The sequence below is a fragment of the Streptomyces sp. 13-12-16 genome (assembly GCF_002114215.1).
In the GTDB taxonomy this organism is placed as follows: domain Bacteria; phylum Actinomycetota; class Actinomycetes; order Streptomycetales; family Streptomycetaceae; genus Streptomyces.
Map to the genome: position 1 here is coordinate 1 of NZ_NCTE01001198.1, position 3,896 is coordinate 3,896.

Genomic DNA, 3,896 nt, shown 5'->3' on the forward strand with positions numbered 1-3,896 from the left:
GGCCTGCCGCCGGCCGCCCGCCGGATCCGGGCGCCGGTCGCTCCCCGGGCGACGGCCTCCGAGCGGCTGGGCGCACTCGCCGCCCGCGTCCGGCGCCGCATCGAGGAACGGACGACGGAGGCCTCCACCCGGCCCCGGGTCCCGGAACGAACCGTGTCCGGACCACACGGGTCCGTACCGAGGTGAGGAGGAAAACAATGCCGCACACGACGGAGTGGAGGGTTCGACTCGACCTCTTCGAGGACGACGACGGAACCACGAAGGCGCACGTGGTGCTGGACACCGGCACCACGGAGCTCACCGGTCAGGGGACCGCGCACTGTCACCCGGCGGACGCGAACGTGCCGGAGATCGGCGACGAACTGGCGGCCGGGCGGGCTCTGCAGAACATCGCCCAGCGGCTGCTGAACACCGCCGAGCGCGACATCGAGGGCATGGGGGTGCCGCGGCCCGGCCCCCGACAGGTCACCGGATGGCCCACGTGAACGACGGCCGACACGACGAGACAGGAGAACCGGTCATGACACATCCCGTACGACACGGCAGGGGTGGACTCTCGGCGACCTTGCACGAGCTGGACGATCTCCGCGCCCGGATGGACCAGCTCATGCACGCCGTCTTCCCCATCGGCGGCTATCCCGAATCCGGCACGGGCGAGCCGTGGGCACCGCTGGCCGACATCGTGGACACCGAGGACGCCTACCTGGTGGAACTGGAGCTTCCCGGCGTGGACAAGGACCAGATCACCGTCGAGGTCGCCGAGGGCGAACTCGACATCCACGGTGAGATCAAGGAGAAGGAACACACCGGGGTGGTCCGAAGGCACGCCCGCCGCATGGGACGGTTCGACTACCGCACGACCCTGCCGCCGAACTCCGACACCGAGCACGTCAGCGCGGACCTGACGAGCGGAGTCCTCACGGTGCGTGTCCCGAAGACCGAGACGGGGAGGGGACACCGCATCGAGATCACCGGCTGAGCCGGGGCGGCGCCGCCCGCCGGACCGCGTACCGGGTCCGGCGGACGCGTGCCGTTCCCCTCCCCGGCGGGGCCACGGCCCCGGGTGTCTCCCGGCCACCGGCGCCGGCCGTCCCCTCATGGAGCGGTGGGGGACCGCCGGGAGTCGTCGGTCCGGTACGCGAGGTGCTCGGCGACCGAGACCACGCCGTCGACGCTCCGGCACAGCCGCTCGATGACGGGGATCAGACTCCTGAACTCGACCGAGCCCTTGAGATCGACCCGCCCGTCGCGCACCTCGGCCGTCACTTCCGAGGGAGCCAGCCCCATCGTGCGTCGCAGCACGTCCCCGGTGATCTCGTCGCGGATGGCGTCGTCACGGCGCAGGAAGACGCGCAACAGGTCGCCACGGCTGACGATGCCCAGAAGCCGGTCCGTCTCGTCCACGACGGGCAGCCGCTTGACGTGCTGGGCCTCCATCAGGCGGGCGGCCTCCACCACACTCCACTCCGGACGTGCGCACACGGCGGGAGCCGACATCAGTTCCTCGGCGCGGGAGCCCTCGGCCTTGGCCCGCTCCCATGCCTCCAGGTGCGGAACGGGGACCCTCCCCGACGGGTCGGCCTGGTCAGAGCTTTTGCGCAGCAGGTCCGCCTCGGACACCACGCCCATGGGGCGGCCCAGGTCGTCCACCACGGGCACGGCGGTGACGTCGTTCTCCGCCAGCAGCCTGACGATCTCCTTGAACGGCAGGTCACGCCGTGCCTTGACGACGTCCCGGGTCATGAGTTCCGCGACCGTTCGGTGCTGCATGTCGACTCTCCTGTCCGGGTGGTGGCCGTCCGGCATCCGGCCGGCCCGGCCCGTTCCCGCGGATGCGGGCCGGTCGTGCCGTGCGGCGGTGTGCCGCGCGTGGCACGTTGGACACAGGACCATTCTGAGGAGAGGGCGGCGATCATGCGAGCTCACCTCGGCGACCAACTCGTCGTCGAAAGCCCGGCGACCGGCGTCACCAGGCGCGACGGCGAGATCGTCGGACTCCACCACGAGGACGGCACACCCCCCTACGACGTGCGCTGGTCGGACACGGACGACGTGACGCTCGTGTTCCCGGGGCCCGACGCACACATCCGGCACGTGGAGCACGGGCAGCCCGGGACCTCCCGCGCGTCTTCCCGGCCCGACACGGGTGAGGCGCGGGCCTTGTCCGAGGCCGCTCCGCCGCCCGGGACGCCCAACCCCGGCGACATCGGCCGACGCGTGGCCGTCGAACGCCACAGGCACGGGCTCAGCCGGGAGGAGACGGCCCGCCGGGCCCGCATCTCGTCGGCCTACCTGGCGTACCTGGAGGAGCAGCCGGCCGACCCGACGATGGCGACCCTCCTCAGCCTGGCCGCCGCGCTGGGCACCACCGTCACGGCCCTGCGCGGGGCGGGCGTCGACCTGCCGCCCGGTCAGGGCCACGCACTGCTGCGTCCACAGTTGCGGGACCTCGGCCCGGAGGAATGCCGCCGCCTGCTGTCCACGCACGGCGTGGGGCGTATCGCCGTGTCGACGTCCGACGGCCGTCCCGCGGTCGTCCCGGTCAACTACGAGATCGTGGAGGACACGATCGTCTTCCGGACCGCGCCCGACTCCGTGCCCGCGGCGGCTGTCGGAGCGGAGGTCGCCTTCGAGGTCGACCACGTGGACGAGGCGATGAGCCGGGGCTGGAGCGTGCTCGCGGTCGGCCCCGCGAGCGTCGTCACGGAGCCCGATGCCGTGCGTGGGCTCGTCCGGAGTGCGCACACCGAGCCGTGGGCGGGTGGCGCACGCGACATGTGGGTGTCGATCCGGCCCACGCGTCTGACGGGCCGGCGCATCACTCCGGCCGATCAGTAGGTGTCCAAAGGGCGCCGGTCCGAGAGGGGAAGCTTCGGTGAGCCGACGAGCACCGGCCGACGAGCAGGTGACGGCCCTGGTCCGAGCCGCCGCCGCGGCCCCGTCCATGCACAACGCACAGCCCTGGCTCTTCAGCTACTTCCAGCGCAGCCGTACGTTCGAGATCCGCGCCGACCTCGAGCGCACCATGCCGCACTCCGACCCCGACACCCGCGGCCTGCACATCGGCTGCGGCGCCGCCCTGCTGAACCTGAGGGTCGCCGTGGCCCACGAGGGCTGGTGCCCGGAAACCCTCCTGCTGCCCGACCCCACCGACCCGGCGCTGGTCGCGACCGTGCGGCTGACCGGTCCTACGACCGACGAGAACGACCTCGGCGCGCTGTACCCGGCGATACACCGGCGTCACAGCAGCCGTCACCCGTTCGAGGAGAGGGAGATCCCCGGCCCCGTGCGGGAGGCCCTCGGCGCGGCCGCCCGCGCCGAGGGAGCAACGCTGACCTTCCCCGCCCCGTGGCACCTGGAGGAGGTGCTGGAACTGGTCCAGGACGCCGAGGCGCGCAACATCACCGACCCCGGCAGCGACCAGGACCTGGCGCGGTGGACGCGCACCGACGCCCCGTCGACGGGCAGCGCCGACGACGGAGTCCCGTACTACGCCTTCGGCCCGCGCAAGCGCGGGGGCAAAGCCCCTGTGCGCGACTTCGCGGCCTCCCGGAGGGTGGCGGGCCGCGACGTCGCCGACTTCGAGCGCACCCCTCAGCTGGCCCTCCTCAGCACGAACCACGACCACCCGGAGGACTGGCTCCGCGCGGGCCAGGCCATGGAACGCGTCCTGCTGCTGGCCACCCTCGAGGGTCTGTCCAGTTCCTTCGCCACCCAGCCCCTCGAATGGACCGACCTGCGCTGGCCGCTGCGCGACCCGGTGTCGGGGACGGGCTTCACCCAGATGCTCCTGCGCCTGGGGTACGGCCCGAAAGGACTCGGCACACCGCGTCGCCCGGTGTCGGACGTACTCGACATCCGACCCTGAGGGGACTCGGCGGGGCGGGGGGGGGGCG

Annotated in this window: 5 protein-coding genes and 1 pseudogene; 5 read left to right on the plus strand and 1 reads right to left on the minus strand. The window is 72.6% G+C overall.

The features are described 5' to 3' along the window. From B7767_RS47510 to B7767_RS37480, 3 genes and pseudogenes are all read left to right on the plus strand, one after another. A pseudogene (locus tag B7767_RS47510) lies at positions 1–186 on the plus strand (nicotinate phosphoribosyltransferase); the annotation flags it as partial. 11 nt (positions 187–197) lie between these two features. Then, on the plus strand, positions 198–485 hold the full coding sequence (locus tag B7767_RS37475) for a DUF1876 domain-containing protein (RefSeq protein ID WP_085575889.1): 288 nt from the start codon (positions 198–200) through the stop codon (positions 483–485). A 35-nt stretch (positions 486–520) separates the two neighbouring features. Then, positions 521–979 carry an Hsp20/alpha crystallin family protein gene (locus B7767_RS37480; RefSeq protein WP_085575916.1) on the plus strand — a complete coding sequence of 153 codons (459 nt, stop codon included), beginning with the start codon at positions 521–523 and terminating at the stop codon, positions 977–979. Positions 980–1,095: 116 nt separating this feature from the next. On the opposite strand, the gene B7767_RS37485 is transcribed toward B7767_RS37480, so the two are convergent. Further along, on the minus strand, positions 1,096–1,770 hold the full coding sequence (locus tag B7767_RS37485; RefSeq protein WP_085575890.1) for a CBS domain-containing protein: 675 nt from the start codon (positions 1,768–1,770) through the stop codon (positions 1,096–1,098). Between the two features lie 144 nt (positions 1,771–1,914). Between B7767_RS37485 and B7767_RS37490 the strand changes: the two genes are divergently transcribed. Beyond that, positions 1,915–2,838, plus strand: a complete 924-nt coding sequence (locus tag B7767_RS37490; protein ID WP_085575891.1) for a DUF1918 domain-containing protein — start codon at positions 1,915–1,917, stop codon at positions 2,836–2,838. A 106-nt stretch (positions 2,839–2,944) separates the two neighbouring features. Then, complete coding sequence (locus B7767_RS37495; RefSeq protein ID WP_256923711.1) at positions 2,945–3,868, plus strand: nitroreductase; 924 nt, start codon at positions 2,945–2,947, stop codon at positions 3,866–3,868. The last annotated feature ends 28 nt before the right edge of the window (positions 3,869–3,896 follow it).

Excerpts from the sequence above, each read along its gene's own strand:
- B7767_RS37490 (WP_085575891.1), top strand. The coding sequence starts at position 1,915 with ATGCGAGCTCACCTCGGCGACCAACTCGTCGTCGAAAGCCCGGCGACC.
- B7767_RS37485 (WP_085575890.1), bottom strand. The coding sequence starts at position 1,770 with ATGCAGCACCGAACGGTCGCGGAACTCATGACCCGGGACGTCGTCAAG.
- B7767_RS37475 (WP_085575889.1), top strand. The coding sequence starts at position 198 with ATGCCGCACACGACGGAGTGGAGGGTTCGACTCGACCTCTTCGAGGAC.
- B7767_RS37480 (WP_085575916.1), top strand. The coding sequence starts at position 521 with ATGACACATCCCGTACGACACGGCAGGGGTGGACTCTCGGCGACCTTG.
- B7767_RS37495 (WP_256923711.1), top strand. The coding sequence starts at position 2,945 with ATGCACAACGCACAGCCCTGGCTCTTCAGCTACTTCCAGCGCAGCCGT.